Consider the following 18,120-nt stretch of genomic DNA (forward strand, 5'->3'; position numbering starts at 1 on the left):
AGCTAAAAAGGAATGTTTTTTTGTAAAGTTAGATGATGATACTTGTACGGAATGTTTTGCTGTGTAAGATGTAACCTCTATTTAACTTATAGATGGTGTAATGGTATTAATCAAAGCATGGTTTTTATCATTGCTACTAGCGTGTAAACCATATAATTGGTGTTATTTCAGGAAGATATACCGAGATACGCATGAACAGGCATTTGAAATTAGGTAAAGGATTAGTGATACTCGCCTGTCTGATGGTGTTGGTTTGTATGAACCAACGTGCTGTCGGAGAGCGTCTGTTCGCCAATTTTTTTGTGCCTAATGTGTTAGTACAGGCGCAAGACCCTACCGGGTATAGCTTTAGCTATGTCGAACAACCTCAAATAGAACAGAGTGATAACAGTAGTACTCAACTTTCCAGTTGTGAACTTAGCGCGAAGTCATTAATGACATTGTTGCCTGCTGTTATTGAACCATTCTTCTTTATGTTTCTTTCTTTAGCTGCATTAACTCTATTTTGCACTAATCTATTTATATCTAGAGCTAACAATGAAGAGAAACATGCCCCCCTCGTGTCAGACGACATTTACAGTTTTGTAATCTTCGGAATTAGCACACAACAAATAGGGATCTGTTTGTGTAATTTATTCTGGAGGAAACAATGCGTTTTTTGATTAATTCATTTTTAATTTTATTTGCTCTTTTTTCGAGCAGCATTCATGCTGCGGATACGGGGTGGTTGCAACCAGCGAATAACGGGTGGATGAGTGATAACACCCCAAGGCATGCACAAGTGAGGTTACTCAGTTCTACCCAAGAACAGGGTAAAATCGATATTTTGCTTGATGTGAAACTTGATGATGGCTGGAAAACTTATTGGCGCTCACCGGGAGAGGGGGGCGTTGCACCTGAAATTGTGTGGTCATCACCTGTAGAGTCCACCGATTGGCAATGGCCAACGCCTGGGCGTTTTGATGTCGCAGGGGTATCAACTCAAGGCTATATGGGGGATGTTGTTTTCCCTATTACAGTCAAAAGTACTGAAAAACTAGATAAACTGGCTGGGACATTAACATTATCGACTTGTAGTAACGTTTGTATTTTAACGGATTATCCGTTTGAGCTCGATTTAACTGAGCCTGTTCCTGCTGATTTTACTTGGGCGTTTAACCAAGCGAAAGGGGCAGTACCGCCAACAAGTGGTTTAGTTGATCAAACTAAAGTTGGTTTTGCCCATGACAAGCTCGTTATCGAATTACAAAAAAATTCAGGTAGCTCGTGGGGGAAACCGAATATCTTCACTGATGTTGTTGAAGGTGCAACATTAGGGGTGCCTGAGATTGAAGTCTCAGGGGAGCATTTAACAGCAACTATCGACGTTGGTGATGATTGGGGTGGGGAATCCCCAGATTTAACCGGTAAAACTGTTTCATTTGTTGTGAGTGATGGTGATATTTCTCAGCAAATTAATAGCCAAGTTGGTTCATTTTCAGGAACTATTGGTGGAAGTAACGCTGGAAGTGCAATTTCCTTATGGCAAGTGGTGGTATTTGCCTTGGTTGGTGGGTTAATCCTTAACTTAATGCCATGTGTTCTTCCTGTGCTTGCGATGAAGCTGGGCTCTGTATTGATGGTGCCTCAAGGTGAACAAAAAACCATTCGTCGCCAATTTTTATTATCTTCCTTAGGAATTTTAGTTTCCTTCTGGTTACTTGCTTTACTCATGACGCTGTTACGTGTTGGGCAACAAGCCGTTGGCTGGGGAATTCAGTTTCAAAACCCATGGTTTATTGGTTTTATGGTGCTAGTTACAGCACTGTTTACTGCTAATTTATTTGGCTTATTTGAAATTAATTTAGGGAGTAAGGCTAACACTCGTCTTGCAACCGCTGGTGGGCATGGAAACAGTGGGCATTTCTGGCAAGGCGTTTTTGCAACTCTGCTAGCGACCCCTTGCTCTGCACCATTTTTGGGCACCGCAGTTGCTTTTGCACTTACCGCACCGATGGAAGAGTTATGGTTGATTTTCACGGCTCTGGGAGTCGGGATGAGTTTGCCTTGGTTATTAATCGCCGCTTTCCCAGTAATATCAAGGTTATTACCAAAACCTGGCATGTGGATGCTAAAATTACGTGCTGTGCTTGGGGTGATGATGCTCCTCTCCAGCTTGTGGTTAATTAGCTTATTAATTCCTCATTTTGGTGTCACAGTATCAACAGCTATAGCGGTAATTTTCTTAGTACTGCTGGTGGTTTTTATTGCGATAAAAAGAGGGGTACGAGCTGCGTTCTTGCCATTGTTGTTATTTGCTGTTTTCGCTATTGGTTTTGTGTGGATGACGCAAGAGCAACATACCGGAAGCCGTTCTTTAGTAAAGGATAGTGTAGATTGGCAGCCATTAACTGAGCAGGCAATTACAGATGCACTGGCCGATAATAAACGTGTCTTTATTGATGTAACCGCTGAATGGTGCGTGACTTGTAAGGCGAATAAATACAATGTGTTATTGAGAGATGATATTCAGCAGCTTCTTAGTGAGCCTGACGTCGTCGCTTTACGTGGTGATTGGACGAAACCATCACCAGAAATTACTGCCTTCTTACAAAAACGTGGGCAGGTAGCTGTTCCATTTAATCAAATTTATGGCCCTAACTTGGCCGAAGGCGAAGTACTGTCAACTATACTTGACCGTGAGTCGTTAATATCAGTTATGAATCAGGCCAAAGGAGCCACAAAATGAATAAAACAATTTTAGCTGTTCTATTTTCATCACTTATGTTTGGTGCAATGGCACAAGCCGCGCCACTAAATGCAGAACAGGAAGCACAAGTTCGTAAGTTAGTCAGAGATACGTTAGTAGAAAACCCTGAGATTTTAGAAGAGGCGATCGTCGCACTGCAAGCCAAACAGGGTGAGAAGCAACAAGCGCAGATGAAAGAAACGCTAAAAATGGAAAAAGAGGCATTATTTAATGACCCAACTAGCCCAGTTTTAGGTAATAAAAATGCGAAGCTAGTTTTGGTCAACTTTACTGATTTTAACTGCCCATTCTGTAAACGTTTTGACCCACAACTAGAGGATATCGTGAAAAAATATCCAAATGATGTTGCTGTGGTTATCAAATATCTGCCATTTAAAGGCCAGACTTCAATGGATTCGGCTCAATTAACGATGACATTATGGCAAGAGAATCCAAAGGCGTTTGAAGCGTTACATCATAAATTTATGCAAAAGCAAGGCATGCTGTCTGATGCGAATATCAAAGAAGCCCTGAAAGCGACGGGTAATGATAAACTGAAAGCGAGCGAAAAAAGCCGTGAAGGTATTCGTACTAACATGATGTTAGCTGAAAAACTGGGAGTGAATGGGACACCAGCGACACTAGTCGGTGAAGAAATGATCCCAGGGGCTATTGATGCGCAGCAGTTTGAAGCGATAGTGAAAGAGCAGTTGGCTAAGCTCAAATAATATCCTTGTTATACTTCGCGCTGTGGCGTTGTTGGCTTGGCATACTAACCCTAGTCACATACTGATGTATGCTCCTAGGGCTTAGTTTCACTTGCCGCCTAGCCACAACACGAATTATTTAGGGGATAAAGCTAAGCTTAAGATTGACTTAGAAAAGTATTAGCGAATCAGCAAAGAAAGCATTTTAACTTAATGACAAAGCATTAATTTCGATTAAATGCTTTGCTTTGCTACACTTTAAATTTGTACTATTTGATAACAAATAGGTTAATAACCGTATGAATAGACTGAAAAAGTGGTCTAAAGAAATTATCGTTTTAGCCATTATATTGTTTGTTGCCTTTACGGTAATGGACTTGTGGCGTAAACCACAAACTTTAGCCCCTGCATTGTTGGAACAACATACTTTAGTTAATGGTGAAACGGTTTCATTAGCTGAGTTAAGTAAAGAAAAACCGATATTGGTTTATTTTTGGGCTACATGGTGTGGTGTGTGCAATCTAACTTCGCCAACAGTTTCAGATTTAAATCAATCAGGTATGCCGATTATTTCTGTTGCCATACGTTCCGGTGAAACGGCTCGCTTAGTCTCAGGGATGGAAAAAAAGGATTTAAACTTCCCTGTTATCAATGACAGTAGTGGGCAGCTCTCGAATGCGGTAGGAGTCAGTGCAACACCGACGTTTATGGTAATTGATAACGGCGAGTTAGTTAGTTTTACTTCAGGCTGGACTAGCTCTTATGGTTTAAAAATGCGTATGTGGTTAGCCTCATTTTAATATTTTTATGATCCCCTCGCTCGTTAAAAGGGGATTTTTCTGTCTATAAGTTTAATTTATCATTATGGTAAACTCATCCTGCTATATAAATAATAAAATAGGTGGATGGGATGGTAGTGTTCAAAAAAACAGTATGCTTACTGTTAGGTGCAGTATTAATGGTTGGGTGCTCGCCTGATACGGAAGAAAAAGCAAAATCTGAGCCGTCTTCTGTAGCAACTGCGAATTCAGAATTAAAACAGCGCGTTGATGAAATTAAAAGCAATTCGACAGAAGATAAAATCAATGCATTTAATGCCAAGTCAGATGATGACCCGACAATGCTGCGTGGCATTTTTTTGTCTGAAATGGCGAAGTCATTACCTATGTTGATTGATGATGTAACATTATTAACAGAGGTGACAGAAAAAAATGGCATGTTGTTTTATCAATATACTATCAAAGGGATCCCTGACAATGTGCTAGAGAGTAATAGCTGGCAGCAGAACATGCGTAAGGTCTTAGATATAAATTACTGCGGTAAGGATGCAGGAATGAAAATTTTACATGAAATGTTCCCTGATGGGATCACACATAATTATTATAAATCCAATAAATTAATTTTTACCTATATTGTTACTCCTGCTATTTGCCTCTGACCTTTATCATTGCGCCTGATAATCGCTATTTATCAGGCGTACTCATGATTAAAACTCTAAATTACGAATAAAACGGTATTCAGCCGATTGGGGTTTTAAGCGGTATAAATTGGCTGGTCGGCCGCGCTCATGGCGTTTTTCCCCTGTATCGATAAGCAAGTCTGCTTGTTCTAAACGACGTCTAAAAGACTTATTTTGCAAAGTCTTACCAATTAAAACCTCATGGACATGCTGCAATTCAGACAGTGTAAAAACGTCAGGTAAAGCAAAGCCGGGTACGATGGAATAAAGTGATTTTTGTTGTAAGCGCTCACGAGCCTGTTGATAGAGTTGTAAATGGTCAAATGCCAGAGGCAATGTAGCGATGTCATCAATAGATACCCATTTTACTGATTCGACGGTCTCAATATGAGCTTCACAATCTTGATAAGCAATTAAAGCGGTATAACAGACAGTGACAGACCAACCCCGAGGATCACGTTGTTTATTACCTACCGTACAAAGTTGTTCAACATAAGGCGGGATAACCCCAGTTTTTTCTTTTAGCTTACGTAGGATTGTCTCTTCGATAGTTTTATCATTTTGTTCATCAACGAAGCCACCAGGTAACCCCCATTTCCCCTTTTCAGGGAAATTTGCCCTTTCGACTAATAAGACTTTGAGTGTGTTTTCATGATATGTGAACAAGACGGCATCAACAGTCAGCAGTGGTGAGAGATATTCATTTTTGTTATATCCTGCTAAAAATTCTTTTTCATTCATATTGTTACCTACTTTAAATTGCACTCAAATCAATAGAGCTATCATACGCTAAAAGCCAATTAATGTCATTAAGACATTTAATGCTTGACTTGTTTGTGTCTATAGGACAATAATTAATTAAAGTCATAAGGACATTAATGAGAGGTGGACTATGTTCAATTTTAAATATTTCAAAGCAGACTCATCTACATTTGTTATTCAGTCAGTGAATGGGAAAGTGCGTAAGCAAGGAAAGGGGATTAGTTTTTGGTATAACTCGGATAAGACATCTATTGCGGCATTACCGTTAAGCGCTCAAGAAGCTCCTTTTATTTTTAATTTACAAACTGCGGATTTTCAAAGTTTACGCATTCAGGGGCAAATTTCATTTCAAGTGAAGAACCCAGAAAAAACAGCAAATGTATTAAATTTCAATTTAACTAAAGATGGAAAAAATCACGCTTCTGAAGACCCACTTAAATTGAGTGATAGAGTAGTGAGGGCTGCGCAAACTATTATCCAAGCCAGAATTCAAACGACTTCATTGCGTGATGCATTACTTATTAGCCAATCATTAGTGACTTTAGTCACTCAACAACTGGCAGAACAAACGCTAATTGAATCATTAGGCCTTGAAATTTTAGACGTCTCTTTTGCTGCAATAGCGCCTTCACCTGAAACTCTTAAAGCGTTAGAGGCGCAAGCGAGGGAGTCAATTCTAAAAGAAGCGGATGATGCTATTTACGCAAGACGCAAATTTTCTGTTGAACAAGAAAGAACGATTAAAGAAGCGGAATTAGAAACGGATTTATCTGTTCAAGCAAAAGAACAACAAATTGAAGAAGCTCGCCTTGATAATGAACGTAAGCTATTACGTGAACGAGCAGAAATAGAGCAAGAAGAGTTGGTTGCGCAAGTTAGTGCGGAGGCAAAGCGCCAAGAGTTAGTCACACTCAGTGTGGGAAACCAGCGTATTCAATCAGAAGCAGATGCTTATGCTATTGAAACCAAAATGAAAGCCTATAGCCAGTTACCCGTTGAAAATTTAAAAGCGCTAGCGTTGGCAAAAATGAACCCAGAACAATTAATGGCAATGGCTTTTGAGTCACTGGCTCAAAATGCAGGGAAGATAGGGGAACTTAATCTATCACCTGATCTATTTGGTCAACTAATGAAAAAAGGAGGGAAGTAATGGAAGGAATGGATAATGCTAGATTTGTATTAGTAACACGTAAGACGCGCTTACAGGAATTGATTGAACGCTTTAATACATGGCCACAAGCGAAATTCTATTTAGAGCATAACCATGTGGAAGTTGATGATTATCTTAATGAGCATGATCTTTATCAGAGGCAATTAATCCAAGCTGAATCAATATTAAAACCATTAGGTAGGTTTCAATTATTAGAAAGAAAACTATTGCCCAGTTACCAATTTTCTAAGCAAGATATTGTGGTTGTGATCGGGCAGGATGGCTTAGTTGCCAATACGTTAAAGTACCTGAATGGGCAGCCTATTATTGCGATTAACCCAGACCCAGCGAGATGGGATGGCAAATTATTACCTTTTGAAATAGGCCAACTAAAGGAAGTTGTACAAAAAACAATACAAGGCAAGGCAGAGCAAAAAACAGTTACTTTTGCACAAGCAACAACCAATGATGGTCAATCATTATTAGCGGTGAATGACTTGTTCATTGGCCCGAAAAGCCATACCTCTGCGCGTTATTTATTGAATTGGAAAGGGGAGAAAGAGTTTCAATCTTCTTCTGGAATTATAGTTTCAACAGGGTTGGGTTCAACGGGGTGGTTTCAATCTATTTTAGCTGGAGCTAAAGCGATTACAGGCGTGGCACATCATCCCCTTTCTAATGGATTTGGTTGGGGAGACAATAAATTGCAATTTAGCGTTAGGGAGCCTTTTTTAAGTAAAACAACGGGCACGAAATGGGTGTTTGGCACGATAGAAACAGAATCACCTTTAATGCTTGAATCGTTGATGCCTGATAATGGCGTTATTTTCTCAGATGGAATAGAAGATGATTTTTTACAGTTTAATGCGGGCTGTATTGTTACAGTGAAAATCTCAGATTTACGAGGGTTACTTGTTGGTTAGTTTAGTTTCATCAGCCTCAATATTTTTGCTTATTGAGGCTGATGACAGATTAAATTTTTCTACGTCGGTTCATTGTGAAACCTAGTAAGCCAAAGATGACAACCGCGGCCCACATTGGGTAATTGCTCCAACGTGCATAAGGCGTTAACCCTGTCGTCGGGATGACATCAGTGGCAAGTACTGCTGTTTTAAACTGAGGCAGTATATCTTGGATTGTCCCGTCAGCGCTGATCACAGCAGTAATTCCATTATTGGTTGAGCGTAGTAATGGGCGACCTAACTCTAACGAACGCATTCGAGCCATTTGGAAATGCTGCCATGGGCCAATCGATTTTCCAAACCATGCGTCATTTGATACGGTAAGTAAGTAATCGCTATCTGGCTTAAAGTTATCTCTAACTTGCGTACCTAAGATTATCTCATAGCAAATTGCGGCTGTAAGATGCATATTCCCTACCGCTAGCTGAGCTTGTTGATAATCACCTCGGCTAAAACCTGACATAGGTAAGTTAAAGAAAGGGGCAATAGGGCGTAGTATATCCTCTAAGGGAACAAACTCGCCAAATGGAACTAAATGGTGTTTGTTATAACGATTTTTAGAAGGATAAAGATACGGCGTTTTATCACCTAATACGATAATAGTATTAAAAAATTCATACTCACCATTCGCTGGCCTTGCATCGACAATTCCGGTTATTAAGCGCGTATTAGAGCCTGCCAGCAGTTGATCGAGGGATTTTAACCAAGCTTGGTTATCGAGTTCAACGGAAGGGACGGCAGATTCGGGCCAAATGATCAGTGAAGCTTTACCTATATAAGGCCTTGATAACTCCATATAGGTGTCTTTGGTCTTTTGTAAAAAGCTGGCTTCCCATTTCATCGATTGGGGAATATTGCCTTGTACTAAAGCAACTTGCATTTTTTTTGCTTCAAGAGGGGTGAACCATTGAATATTTTTGGCAAGTAGGGGGGCAAACAATAAAACCGCAGCCGCTATTAACGCCATAAAACTGCGGCGTATTATCGCTAGCACTAATAGGCCACTGATACTAAATAGCAACAAGGTAACCATTTCAACACCAAAAACTGGTGCTAATGCTTTCATTGGCCCATCAATTTGGCTATAACCAAATTGGAGCCATGGGAAGCCAGTTAATACCCAACCTCGTAGGAATTCAGTTAACTGCCAAAGTGCAGGTGCAAGGAAGACTAAACGCCAGATATTGGCACTGGGAGCAAATTTAGTGAGTAATGCCCCAAATAGACCGGTATAAAGAGAGAGATATGCCGCCAGAAGAATAACGATAAGTACATTAACAGGGCCAGGCATTCCACCAAAGTCAGCAATACTCACGTAAACCCAATTGACACCGCTACCAAATAAACCAAACCCCCAAGCAAAGCCAATCGAAAAAGATTGCTTAACCGTCCGCTGTAAGGTGAGTAATTGAAGGAAAAGAATAGAAAGTAGTGCAGCGGGCCAGATATCAAAAGGCGAAAAAGCCAGTGTTCCACTGGCTCCAAATAGTAAAGCCAGCAGTAACCGTAACCGCTGACTTTGATAAATAGACGTTGAATTCATTAAGTCTGTTCTTCTTCCAAAGTCGGAACTGGCGCGTCATCTGGAATTTTCACGTGAAGCAGAAGAATTCGACGACTGTCTGCCATGGCAACTTTAAATTGGTAATTGTCTATAGTGATAACTTCACCACGGGAAGGTAAGTGACCAAAGGCTTGCATAACTAAACCGCCCACGGTATCAACTTCTTCATCACTAAATTGAGTATTAAAAGCATCATTGAAGTCTTCTATCTGCGTCAGCGCGCGGACAGAATAAGAATGCCGACTGAGTTGACGGATATCAACGTCATCTTGGTCGTCATATTCGTCTTCGATTTCGCCAACAATAAGCTCTAAAATGTCTTCAATGGTAACAAGCCCTGACACACCACCAAACTCGTCAATGACGATAGCCATATGGTAGCGTTGAGAGCGGAACTCTTTGAGTAGCCTGTCTACTCGCTTACTTTCAGGTACAACAACTGCTTGACGTAAGACTTTATCGATACTAAAAGGTTCTGCGTCAGTGCGCATAAATGGCAGCAAATCTTTTGCCATTAATAAACCTTCTATGTGGTCTTTATCTTCACTAATAACAGGGAAGCGTGAGTGGGCTGAATCAATAATGACATCAAGGCACTCATCAAGCGTTTGATTACGTTTTAAGGTAACAATTTGGGAACGCGGGATCATAATATCGCGTACGCGTTGATCCGCAATGTCCATTACCCCTTCAAGCATTTCGCGGGTATCAGGATCAATCAAATCGTTTTGTTCAGAGTCGCGGATTAATTCGACTAAGTCATCACGATTTTTAGGTTCACCGTGGAACAGGTGATTTAATAGTGCAAAAAACCCTTTCTTAGGACCAGGGTTATCGCTACTCGAAGAGTTATCGTCGCTCATGGCGGTTAATTTTGTATTCCTCAATAAAATACTCGACATACTTTGAACTACAGCGCTGTTAGCTGTACTCGGCTATGGGTTTAATAGCACAAGTTAAAGTATTTAGAGCTAGGTTAGTTAATAAAAACAACTTGCTTGATTCTTTTTTAGCATAAAACTGACGGTTTATCCTCATAATTACCGTCAGTTTTTTGTAAAATAATGCTTTTTTATAAAAGATAACTAGAAAAATTATAGTTAGATCATGCTTTCTCTGCAAGATAGGGGTCGTCATAACCTAATTCTGCTAAGATTTCAGTTTCTAAGCTTTCCATTTCTTCAGCTTCATCATCTTCAATATGGTCATAACCTAGTAGATGTAAGCAACCGTGGATCACCATATGTGCCCAGTGCTCTTCAGCACTTTTTTGTTGTTCAATCGCTTCTTGCTCAACAACTTGACGACAAATAATTAAATCGCCTAATAATGGCAGCTCAATTTCCGGCGGTGCTTCAAAAGGAAAAGATAATACATTTGTGGGCTTATCTTTTCCTCGGTAGGTTAAGTTTAAATGATGGCTTTCCGCTTCGTCTACAATGCGAATGGTGACTTCACTTTGCGCTTGAAATTTAGGCAGTACTGCGGCTAACCAGCGTTCAAATAAAGCTTCAGAGGGTAAGCCGTCCGGATTTTCACATGCAATTTGTAAATCGAGAATAATATCGATGCCACTCATTTATTGGTTTTCCTGCTTTTCAAATTGCTGTTGTCGTTCTTTTTCTTCACGTAACTGCTGGCGGCGCTTATTGTCTTGCTCTTCCCATGCTTCATAAGCCATAACAACTTTAGCCACTACTGGGTGACGAACAACGTCTTCACTGTGGAAAAAATTAAAGCTTAAATCATCAACCCCAGAAAGGACTTCTATGGCGTGACGTAAACCCGATTTACTGCCGCGCGGTAAGTCAACTTGGGTAATATCCCCTGTTACCACCGCTTTGGAATTAAACCCAATACGCGTCAAAAACATTTTCATCTGTTCGATGGTCGTGTTTTGGCTTTCATCTAAAATAATAAAAGCATCATTTAATGTGCGGCCGCGCATATACGCCAATGGCGCAACTTCAATCACGTTTCGCTCAATCAGTTTTTCAACTTTTTCAAAGCCTAACATTTCAAATAAGGCGTCATAAAGGGGGCGAAGATAAGGGTCAACTTTTTGGCTTAGATCCCCCGGTAAGAAACCGAGCTTCTCACCAGCCTCAACAGCTGGACGAGTTAGCAATATTCGGCGAACTTCTTGGCGCTCTAGTGCATCAACAGCAGCGGCAACAGCTAAGTATGTTTTCCCTGTCCCAGCAGGGCCAATCCCAAACGTAATATCATGGTCTAAAATATTTGCGATATATTGCGCTTGGTTTGGTGTACGAGGCTTGATTACACCACGTTTTGTTTTGATATTCACGGCCTTACCGTAGTCTGGCACGCTGTCAGCGGATTGCTCTAAGACACGGCTATCGAGTATCGCTAAGTGAATGTTTTCAGGGTCTATATCCGGAATAACACCGCGCACAGGGGAGGTATCCACATACAGCTGGCGTAAAATTTTACTTGCCGCTTGTACATTAAGTGGTTTGCCCGATATTTTAAAACGGTTATCGCGTCGGTTAATTTCGATGGCAAGACGGCGTTCAAGTTGCTTAATATTGTCATCAAATGGCCCGCAGAGGCTCATTAAACGCTGGTTATCTGCGGGTTCTAGAAAGATTTCTTGTGTTGCGATTTGCAAAGTTGTTGTATCGGTCACTGAATATCCTATCGTTAGATTATTACTTAGGGTTGATAGTTGCCAACACCTAGCTCATCTTCTTTACGAGTACGTGCAATGACAGATGCAGGGGATTCGTGAACACGAAGATCCATTTGCTCCTCTGTGCGGATCACTTTGCCGCGTAGGGAGTTTGCATAGACGTCCACGATTTCTACATCCACAAATTTACCAATCATATCCGGTGTGCCTTCAAAATTCACAACGCGGTTATTTTCGGTACGGCCAGAAAGTTCCATGAGGCTCTTACGTGAAGGGCCTTCCACTAAGATGCGTTGTACAGAGCCTAACATGGCACGGCTAAAGCTCATGGCTTGTTGGTTAATGCGCTGCTGTAATAAGTATAGACGCTGTTTTTTCTCATCTTCACTGACATCATCTGGAAGGTCGGCCGCAGGTGTACCGGGACGCGCTGAGTAAACAAAGCTAAAACTCATATCAAAATCCACATCAGCGATTAACTTCATGGTTTTTTCAAAATCATCGTTAGTTTCGCCAGGGAAGCCAACAATAAAATCTGAACTAATAAGAATACCAGGGCGAGCTTCACGCAGTTTGCGAATAATGGCTTTATATTCTAGTGCGGTATGAGCCCGTTTCATCATGGTAAGAATACGGTCAGAACCACTTTGCACTGGAAGGTGTAAATAGCTCACCAATTCAGGGGTATCACGGTATACTTCAATGATATCATCTGTAAATTCAATTGGATGACTGGTTGTAAAGCGTACACGGTCAATCCCATCGATAGCAGCAACGAGGCGTAATAATTCGGCAAATGAGCAAATTTCACCATCAAAGGTTTCACCACGATAAGCGTTAACGTTTTGCCCTAACAAGTTAACTTCACGGACACCTTGTGCTGCTAATTGTGCTATTTCAAATAAAATATCATCACAAGGGCGGCTAACTTCTTCGCCTCGTGTATAAGGCACTACGCAGAAAGTACAATATTTATTACAGCCTTCCATAATTGAAACGAATGCGCTTGGGCCTTCTGCTCGTGGTTCAGGTAAGCGATCAAACTTTTCAATTTCAGGGAAACTGATATCAATCACAGGGCTACGGGTACCTTGCACCTGATTAATCATTTCAGGCAAGCGGTGTAAGGTCTGTGGACCGAAAACAATATCAACACTTGGTGCACGCTGACGGATAAAGTCCCCTTCTTGTGAGGCTACGCAACCGCCGACACCAATAATGATATCTGGGTTTTTATCCTTAAACGTTTTCCAACGCCCGAGTTGATGGAAAACCTTTTCTTGCGCTTTTTCACGAATTGAGCAGGTATTTAGCAGTAATAAATCAGCTTCTTCTGCAACTTCAGTGAGTTGGTAACCATGGGTGTTTTCCAATAAAGAAACCATTTTGGATGAGTCATACTCATTCATTTGGCAACCCCAAGTTTTAATGTATAGCTTTTTATTCGTCGACATGTCGTATATCCGGTGTTTTCGAAGCGGCTAGTGTAATGGACCTCGAAACGCGTTGTAAATCCAAAGTCCTACCCTCTTTTTGGGAACTTGCATGCATTTTGATGAAGAACATCATTGTATGATGGGATAAATGCAAAGATATTTAAAATAATATCACTACACCAAATTTAAGGGCAGGCAATTTGCCTATTGTTTTAAAGTTAGGGCGTATTGTATTCATTTGAGGCATCAGTGACTAGAGGATGTTGAGTATTTGTGGTTAATTTTTATGCAAATTAACGGCTTTTAAGCAAAACAGGCCACTTATGGCGTCGCGGTATTCACTCAATGTAGCACTCTTATGGGTTTCTAACATGGATATTTTCTGTGAGAGCCGCAAATATTGGGTACAATAGCTTAATCAAATAATAATCCCATCAAACAATGAATAGTGTAGCTAATGTGATGAATAAATTAATCGAATCTTATGATGTTGTCGTGGTGGGAGCCGGTATGACGGGTGCCGCGGCAGCATTGGGCTTTGCCCAAGAAGGCATGCGAGTCGCTTTGCTTGAAAAGGCAAAACCAGCGGCATTCGATCCACAAAGCGCACCTGATGTCCGTATTTCTGCGATTAGCCGTGCATCCGTTGAATTATTGCAACAATTAGGTGCTTGGCAGCATGTAGAGGCCATGAGGAGTGCCCCTTACAGGCAGCTAGAAACATGGGAAGAACCGGGTAGCAATGTTCTTTTTGACGCTCAAAGCCTTGGGTTGCCAGAACTCGGGTTTATGGTTGAAAACCGCGTACTGCAACTTGCACTATGGCGTGAGTGTGAAAAATACGACAATTTAGAATTGGTTTGCCCTGCGCAGTTGGTTAATTTATATCGGCCTCAGAACCAAAAAACGTGGTGTATTGAATTAGATGATAACCGAACTATAGAAGCGCAACTTGTTGTGGGAGCCGATGGCGCTAACTCCCAAGTGCGTAAAATGGCGGGGATTGGCAACCGTGGTTGGCAATATCGCCAATCATGTATGTTAATTACTATTCAAACACAGCAACCTCAGCAAGATAAAACATGGCAACAGTTTTTTCCATCGGGCCCTAGAGCATTCTTGCCTTTATATGATCACTGGGCTTCTTTGGTTTGGTATGATAGCCCTGACAAAATTAGGCGTCTGCAAGGGATGTCGATGGAACAGTTAACAGGGGCGGTTTCAGAGGCCTTCCCTGAACGTTTAGGGCCAATAACCGCAGTGGCTTCAGGGGCTTTCCCATTAACACGTCATCACGCGAACCGCTATGTTCTTGATGGTCTAGCACTGATTGGCGATGCGGCGCACACCATTAATCCATTAGCGGGGCAAGGCGTCAATCTTGGGTACCGTGATGTAGATGCGTTGTTAAAAGAAGTCATTTATGCACGTGAATATCTACAGCCTTGGTGCTCCATTGAGGTATTAAAACGTTATCAGCGTCGTCGTTTACCTGACAACTTAGTTATGCAAGCAGGGATGGATGTTTTCTATATGGCATTTAGTGAAAGTTTACCGGGGTTGAAAATGTTAAGAAACCTCGGGTTAATGGCAGCTCAGCGCGCTGGAGAAGCTAAAAAACTGGCATTGAAATATGCCTTAGGGTTATAACGTTGATGTGAAATGGACAATAAAATAGGCCGCTACCAGCGGCCTATTTTATTTAAGGTAATAAATGTGGTTTATTGTTAACTAGATCAATAGGTTGTATATCATTTGATTTATTGATATTGATAATGCTATCACCTTCAGTTACCTCTGGGTCAAATGTCGCATTTTTATCTGAAAATGCATGTGCTAACTTTTCGGTATCTAATTCTTTTTCCCAACGGGCGACGACAATACAGGCGCATGCGTTACCAACTAAATTAGTTAAAGCACGGCATTCTGACATAAAACGGTCGATACCGAGGATTAATGCCATACCTGCAACAGGGATGCTTGGTACTACCATTAATGTTGCTGCGAGAGTAATAAACCCTGCGCCAGTCACACCTGCAGCTCCTTTTGAGCTGATCATTGCGACAAGCAGTATAGAAAGTTGCTGCCAAATTGTGAGTTCAATATTAGTGGCTTGGGCAATAAACAGTGCAGCCATGGTCATATAGATATTGGTACCATCAAGGTTGAATGAATAACCTGTTGGGATAACTAAACCTACAACTGATTTTTCACAGCCAGCCCGTTCCATTTTTCTCATCAAACTTGGTAGTGCAGCTTCAGAAGAAGAAGTCCCTAAAACGAGCCAAAGTTCATCCTTGATGTATTTAATGAGTTCGATGATTGAGAAGCCGTTGTATTTTGCGACAGCGCCAAGAACAACTAAGACAAAGAGCAGGGAGGTAATGTAGAAAGTTACTATCAGCATCATTAAGTTACCGATAGATGAAATACCATATTTACCAATGGTAAATGCCATTGCCCCAAATGCCCCGATAGGTGCTAGTTTCATTAGCATCGCAACCATTTTGAACACAGGTTCAGAAAAGTTTTGCAGCAATTTAACTATTGGCTCACCATGTTTACCTGTTGCGGCTAATGCTAACCCGAAAATAATCGCAATAAATAAGACTTGTAGGATATTACCATTCACTAATGGGCTAATGACCGTATCTGGAATGATGTTCATCAAAAAGCCAACAATGGAAGACTCATGGGCTTTTTCGACATAGCTAGCAACTTTTGTGCTATCGAGCGTTGCTGGGTCGATATTAAGCCCAGAACCTGGGCGGATGACATTCGCGACAATAAGGCCGATAAATAATGCAATGGTTGAGAAAGTCAGAAAGTACAGCATAGCTTTACCTGCGACACTGCCGACCGCTTTCATATTAGACATCCCTGAAATACCGGTTACTACGGTTAAAAAGATGACAGGTGCGATGATCATTTTTACGATTTTGATGAACCCATCACCAAGTGGTTTTAATGATTCTCCGGCCTCAGGGAAAAAGTGACCAAGTGCAATACCGAGCAAGATGGCTACGATCACTTGAACATATAAAATCTTATATATTGGTTGCTTTATCATGTTTCGCATAAATTTTCTCTGTAAAAATGTTACGTTTGGCAATTTATAATTATTAGGTTTTAAAACTTTTATTAGAGTTTTTGAGAGCTAATCAATTGGAATGGAAGATGGGATTGAATGTACTAATGACCGCAGCTAGAAAGGATCTTACCCGCCATTAATCACACCTAACTACAATTCGTCGGAAGATTACCACTTTCACTGGTTAATAAAAAATGACTTAAGTCACATATCTGATATAAAAGTTAAACAAAGGTAAATTTTATGCGTCAAATGTTGACCTATTTTAACTGTAAGGAACTAAATTTGTTATTTGTCGGATAATGATGATTTGTAAAAGGCAGGCAATGAAAAGAAATTTTTCAGCTAATAACCAGCATGAAAATATGGAAAATTTATAAAAATAGCGCGTGTAGAGAGAGATGTATGGATTTATTCGTGGAATGCCAAATTGTTTCTATTTAAGTTTTTAATAAAAATAATAAACCAAAATAGCATGGCATCGCGTTGATATTATAGGAGAAAATCAATCAGTAAACTGAGATAGGAAAAATGAAAGAAGGAAGTGAAGAAAGATGGCTGGGGTACCAGGATTCGAACCTGGGAATGCCAGGATCAAAACCTGGTGCCTTACCGCTTGGCGATACCCCAATCTTAAATTTTGTTCTACCAAGAAGGTAGATGGTGCGGGAGACAAGACTTGAACTTGCACACCTTGCGGCGCCAGAACCTAAATCTGGTGCGTCTACCAATTTCGCCACTCCCGCAAACAATGGTGGCTATGACGGGATTCGAACCTGTGACCCCAACATTATGAGTGTTGTGCTCTAACCAGCTGAGCTACATAGCCATTTTATGTTTTTCAAAATGAAGTTTTTGACAATCTAGATAGGATAGTAGATGGCTGGGGTACCAGGATTCGAACCTGGGAATGCCAGGATCAAAACCTGGTGCCTTACCGCTTGGCGATACCCCATCCGGGAATTCTACTACAGATTGTATTAAGATGGCTGGGGTACCAGGATTCGAACCTGGGAATGCCAGGATCAAAACCTGGTGCCTTACCGCTTGGCGATACCCCAATCTTAAATTCAATGCTACCGAGAAGGAAAATGGTGCGGGAGACAAGACTTGAACTTGCACACCTTGCGGCGCCAGAACCTAAATCTGGTGCGTCTACCAATTTCGCCACTCCCGCAAATAATGGTGGCTATGACGGGATTCGAACCTGTGACCCCAACATTATGAGTGTTGTGCTCTAACCAGCTGAGCTACATAGCCATCTTTTTTTGCATAACCTTCGTCGGCGTTGCGGGGCGCATTATGCTAATTACAGACACGACAGTCAACAGCTTTTTGCACTATTTTTCAGAAAATGCGTCTGTTTGTCTGATGAATAATCATTTTGTCGATAAAGCCAGCAAAAAACAAGCCCATATTTGAAAAAATCTTTTTCGGGAGGATCAAGATGGAAGGGGAATTATTCGAATGATAGCAGCGTTGAAAACGTATACTTAGTGAAAACAGAGTGGAACCCAGCTTTAAAATTTAAGTTATTTAAGTTTAATCAATCCAATGAATTGCTGAGTTTTCGCGTTAGGGGAAAACAAAAAAGCAGGCATAAAACCT

General features: G+C 41.0%; 15 protein-coding genes and 7 tRNA genes. 8 read left to right on the forward strand and 14 right to left on the reverse strand.

What is annotated here, in order from left to right; translation table 11 throughout:
- Window positions 1–191 precede the first annotated feature (191 nt).
- The 5 genes from RB151_RS05360 (at window position 192) to RB151_RS05380 (ending at window position 4,873) form a co-directional block, all read left to right on the forward strand.
- Window positions 192–662 (forward strand): metal resistance protein, encoded by a 471-nt coding sequence (locus RB151_RS05360; RefSeq protein ID WP_237071514.1) that lies wholly within the window; start codon window positions 192–194, stop codon window positions 660–662.
- Window positions 650–2,728 carry a protein-disulfide reductase DsbD family protein gene (locus RB151_RS05365; protein WP_071547828.1) on the forward strand — a complete coding sequence of 693 codons (2,079 nt, stop codon included), beginning with the start codon at window positions 650–652 and terminating at the stop codon, window positions 2,726–2,728. The genes RB151_RS05360 and RB151_RS05365 overlap by 13 nt, the downstream gene beginning before the upstream one ends.
- Window positions 2,725–3,456, forward strand: coding sequence for a DsbA family protein (locus RB151_RS05370; protein WP_042848351.1), 732 nt, complete (start codon window positions 2,725–2,727; stop codon window positions 3,454–3,456). Before RB151_RS05365 ends, RB151_RS05370 begins: the two co-directional genes overlap by 4 nt.
- Window positions 3,457–3,734: 278 nt before the next feature.
- Complete coding sequence (locus RB151_RS05375) at window positions 3,735–4,235, forward strand: protein disulfide oxidoreductase (protein WP_042848350.1); 501 nt, start codon at window positions 3,735–3,737, stop codon at window positions 4,233–4,235.
- 110 nt (window positions 4,236–4,345) lie between these two features.
- Complete coding sequence (locus RB151_RS05380) at window positions 4,346–4,873, forward strand: hypothetical protein (RefSeq protein WP_048606353.1); 528 nt, start codon at window positions 4,346–4,348, stop codon at window positions 4,871–4,873.
- A 48-nt stretch (window positions 4,874–4,921) separates the two neighbouring features.
- Here the strand turns inward: RB151_RS05380 and RB151_RS05385 are convergent, their stop codons facing one another.
- Window positions 4,922–5,635 carry an NUDIX hydrolase gene (locus RB151_RS05385; RefSeq protein ID WP_042848348.1) on the reverse strand — a complete coding sequence of 238 codons (714 nt, stop codon included), beginning with the start codon at window positions 5,633–5,635 and terminating at the stop codon, window positions 4,922–4,924.
- Between the two features lie 151 nt (window positions 5,636–5,786).
- On the opposite strand from RB151_RS05385, the gene RB151_RS05390 reads away from it, so the two are divergent.
- Together RB151_RS05390 and RB151_RS05395 are read left to right on the forward strand one after the other, a co-directional pair.
- Window positions 5,787–6,806: an SPFH domain-containing protein gene (locus RB151_RS05390; protein WP_042848346.1), complete on the forward strand. Its 1,020-nt coding sequence runs from the start codon at window positions 5,787–5,789 to the stop codon at window positions 6,804–6,806.
- Window positions 6,806–7,729: a sugar kinase gene (locus RB151_RS05395; protein ID WP_042848345.1), complete on the forward strand. Its 924-nt coding sequence runs from the start codon at window positions 6,806–6,808 to the stop codon at window positions 7,727–7,729. The genes RB151_RS05390 and RB151_RS05395 overlap by 1 nt, the downstream gene beginning before the upstream one ends.
- A gap of 49 nt (window positions 7,730–7,778) precedes the next feature.
- Here RB151_RS05395 and lnt read toward each other — a convergent pair whose 3' ends face one another.
- The 5 genes from lnt to miaB form a co-directional block, all read right to left on the reverse strand.
- Window positions 7,779–9,311, reverse strand: a complete 1,533-nt coding sequence (gene lnt / locus RB151_RS05400) for an apolipoprotein N-acyltransferase (RefSeq protein WP_048606359.1) — start codon at window positions 9,309–9,311, stop codon at window positions 7,779–7,781.
- Window positions 9,311–10,195 (reverse strand): CNNM family magnesium/cobalt transport protein CorC, encoded by an 885-nt coding sequence (corC, locus tag RB151_RS05405; protein ID WP_042848343.1) that lies wholly within the window; start codon window positions 10,193–10,195, stop codon window positions 9,311–9,313. Before corC ends, lnt begins: the two co-directional genes overlap by 1 nt.
- A gap of 242 nt (window positions 10,196–10,437) precedes the next feature.
- On the reverse strand, window positions 10,438–10,911 hold the full coding sequence (gene ybeY / locus RB151_RS05410) for an rRNA maturation RNase YbeY (RefSeq protein ID WP_042848341.1): 474 nt from the start codon (window positions 10,909–10,911) through the stop codon (window positions 10,438–10,440).
- Window positions 10,912–11,964, reverse strand: coding sequence for a PhoH family protein (locus tag RB151_RS05415; RefSeq protein ID WP_042848420.1), 1,053 nt, complete (start codon window positions 11,962–11,964; stop codon window positions 10,912–10,914).
- 44 nt (window positions 11,965–12,008) lie between these two features.
- Entirely contained in the window at window positions 12,009–13,439 is a 1,431-nt protein-coding gene (gene miaB, locus RB151_RS05420; protein ID WP_042848340.1) for a tRNA (N6-isopentenyl adenosine(37)-C2)-methylthiotransferase MiaB, read from the reverse strand.
- A gap of 444 nt (window positions 13,440–13,883) precedes the next feature.
- On the opposite strand from miaB, the gene ubiF reads away from it, so the two are divergent.
- Window positions 13,884–15,071, forward strand: a complete 1,188-nt coding sequence (gene ubiF, locus RB151_RS05425) for a 3-demethoxyubiquinol 3-hydroxylase (protein WP_042848339.1) — start codon at window positions 13,884–13,886, stop codon at window positions 15,069–15,071.
- 52 nt (window positions 15,072–15,123) lie between these two features.
- Here ubiF and RB151_RS05430 read toward each other — a convergent pair whose 3' ends face one another.
- From RB151_RS05430 to RB151_RS05465, 8 genes are all read right to left on the reverse strand, one after another.
- A complete protein-coding gene (locus RB151_RS05430) occupies window positions 15,124–16,500 on the reverse strand; it encodes a dicarboxylate/amino acid:cation symporter (RefSeq protein WP_071547829.1) in 1,377 nt (458 codons plus the stop codon).
- Window positions 16,501–17,067: 567 nt separating this feature from the next.
- Window positions 17,068–17,142, reverse strand: a tRNA-Gln gene (locus RB151_RS05435).
- A gap of 31 nt (window positions 17,143–17,173) precedes the next feature.
- Window positions 17,174–17,258 (reverse strand) — tRNA-Leu (locus RB151_RS05440).
- 6 nt (window positions 17,259–17,264) lie between these two features.
- Window positions 17,265–17,341, reverse strand: a tRNA-Met gene (locus RB151_RS05445).
- Window positions 17,342–17,392: 51 nt separating this feature from the next.
- Window positions 17,393–17,467: transfer RNA gene (locus tag RB151_RS05450), tRNA-Gln, on the reverse strand.
- A 31-nt stretch (window positions 17,468–17,498) separates the two neighbouring features.
- Window positions 17,499–17,573, reverse strand: a tRNA-Gln gene (locus RB151_RS05455).
- A 31-nt stretch (window positions 17,574–17,604) separates the two neighbouring features.
- A tRNA-Leu gene (locus RB151_RS05460) sits at window positions 17,605–17,689 on the reverse strand.
- Between the two features lie 6 nt (window positions 17,690–17,695).
- Window positions 17,696–17,772: transfer RNA gene (locus RB151_RS05465), tRNA-Met, on the reverse strand.
- Window positions 17,773–18,120 lie beyond the last annotated feature (348 nt).

The sequence above is a fragment of the Providencia rettgeri genome (assembly GCF_001874625.1).
Lineage (GTDB): Bacteria > Pseudomonadota > Gammaproteobacteria > Enterobacterales > Enterobacteriaceae > Providencia > Providencia huashanensis.